Origin of the sequence: Propioniciclava tarda, from assembly GCF_900182665.1 — a bacterium.
Lineage (GTDB): Bacteria > Actinomycetota > Actinomycetes > Propionibacteriales > Propionibacteriaceae > Propioniciclava > Propioniciclava tarda.
Genome location: NZ_FXTL01000033.1, coordinates 1 through 2,113, shown reverse-complemented (window position 1 = coordinate 2,113; position 2,113 = coordinate 1). Strand labels below are relative to the sequence as shown.

Genomic DNA, 2,113 nt, shown 5'->3' with positions numbered 1-2,113 from the left:
TGCACGACGCCCACCAGCGTCGTCTTGCTCACCACCGCCAACGGCGGAACAATCAGATCCACAACCACCGTCCAGACCCGCCAGGGGTGGACTGATCAAAGCCGCGAAATGCGACATTTGAGCTGAAACAGGTCAGACTTCAGGTCACGGAACCCGCGTTCGGCCTCCAACAGGTTCTTGTAGCCCAGGGCGATGTCTTCGGCGGACAGGTCGGGGTCGGAGGTCGACAGCAGGTACTTGCCGTCGAGGCGTTCCTCCGCGGTCACCTTCGCCCGGTCGATGACCAACCGACCCGAGGGTTGTTGCTTCACCCAGCGGCCGTAGGCGGGATGGTCCCGTAGGGCGCACTCGGCCTTCACATGCGCCGGCTCCACAGGCTTACCGCTCGCCGTGGCCGTGGTCTTCCTGGCCCGCTCCGCAGGGGTCATGACGGCGGGCTTCGTCGAAGTCTTGGTGGCGCGGTCGCGGAGTGCCTTGATCCGCTCCAACTCGACTCGGATGTGCTCAAGGGCGGTGTCGCGTTGGGTCTTGTCGCGTTCGGCTTCGGCCGGGTTGTGGCAGATCACCCACCGGCGGTCCGGTGCCGCGTCGAGTCTCACTTCCTTCACGCGCAGGTTGTCCCGCACCTGGGAGTAGCGCCCTTGCCGCGACAAAGCGGCCTCGACCAGGGGGCTGCCGTTCCGCATCCGTTCCCCGGCGATGTAATGCCCACCCGCCCGGCGGAGGTAGGCCAGGTTGTCTTCGGAGGAGAAACCGCGGTCGACGACGGTCACCACCCGACCCAACCGCCAGTCCCGCATGCTGTCCTTCACCTGGGGTAGGACGGTGACGTCGGTGGTGTTCCCGGGCCAGCACCAACACCGCACCGGGATGCCTTCCTTCGTGACCGCGAGACCGATCACGATCTGCGGCAGGTCCTTGCGGTGGTCTTTGGAATGGCCGTACAGCCGGAACGCGGCGTCACCGGTCTCCTCGGTGTCGCGTTCGAAGTAGGTGCTGGTGGTGTCGAACAGGAGCACGTCGACTTCAAGGTTGAGCAGGTTCGCCACCGCGAAGAACACCGCCTCCTGCACCTTGGCTTGGGCGTCCGCCTCGATCAGGACGTCCATCGCCCGATACGCCTGATCGTCATCCATCGAGGCCAGACCGGGGATCGCCGCATCGCAGGTGGCCCACTCCGCCGCGGACAGTTTCGACATCGGATCCACACACCGGTTCGCCACCAGGGCGAACAACACGCGTTCCACATCGGTGGTGAACCTGCGTGGGCCGAGTGCCTTGCGCAGGGCGTCGTCGACGCCGAGCATCCGCCACAATCCGTCCAGCAGGTGCACCGTGCCCATCGGCCGCGACTCGGTTACGCGGAGGTGGTCGCCGACCAGGTGGGCGGCGTCGGCGGGCAACGCCGCGGGGGCCGGTTCCCCCAGGTACCGGTTGATCGAGGCCACCAGTCGGGTCAGGCCGTCGCGGTCCAGGGTGTCTTCGCGGCCCAGGTTCAACAGGACTTCGGCGTGGGTGACACCATCAACCTTTCGGTTGTGTGCCACCTGCACGTACCGGACGACCGAACCGTCCTTGTTCCGTCGTTGCGTGGTCCGCAAGTACATGCCCACCACTCCACCGCGTCCCCCGCGGTGAACACAAGCCCGACACGACAATTCGTGTGACCACCGTTTTCAGCCGTTCCGGGAGCACCGAAACGCGCTGACAAGCATCAACGCCCGCTCAGGCCCTTCCGAATGCCCACCAACTGCGGAACTCGGGAAGAAGGACTGGCACCAACGCCTCGGCGGCGGAGTCCACGCCGACGCGATCATGGACCGCATCGTCCACAACACCATCTGGATCGAAACCGGCAACACCAACATGCGCGAACACACCGCCACCAAGGCCTGACCCACGCCGGTGAGCGCCGCACGCCACAGCCCGGCGCTCACCGGCACTACCCAATGGCCCCGAAACACGATATCGACCGGCTCTGAAACCCAATACTCAGTGGTCCCGAGAGGTCCAAATACTCAGTCCACCCCTGGCGGGTCTGGACGGTGGTTGTGGATCTGATTGTTCCGCCGTTGGCGGTGGTGAGCAAGACGACGCTGGTGGGCGTCGTGCA

Annotated in this window: 2 protein-coding genes; one reads left to right on the top strand and one right to left on the bottom strand. The window is 65.5% G+C overall.

Annotated features, from left to right (window positions below):
• Nucleotides 1–95 precede the first annotated feature (95 nt).
• Nucleotides 96–1,499, bottom strand: coding sequence for an IS1634 family transposase (locus tag FN821_RS14020; RefSeq protein ID WP_206662137.1), 1,404 nt, complete (start codon nt 1,497–1,499; stop codon nt 96–98).
• A 205-nt stretch (nt 1,500–1,704) separates the two neighbouring features.
• Between FN821_RS14020 and FN821_RS15095 the strand changes: the two genes are divergently transcribed.
• Complete coding sequence (locus FN821_RS15095; protein WP_425326755.1) at nt 1,705–1,896, top strand: ATP-binding protein; 192 nt, start codon at nt 1,705–1,707, stop codon at nt 1,894–1,896.
• The last annotated feature ends 217 nt before the right edge of the window (nt 1,897–2,113 follow it).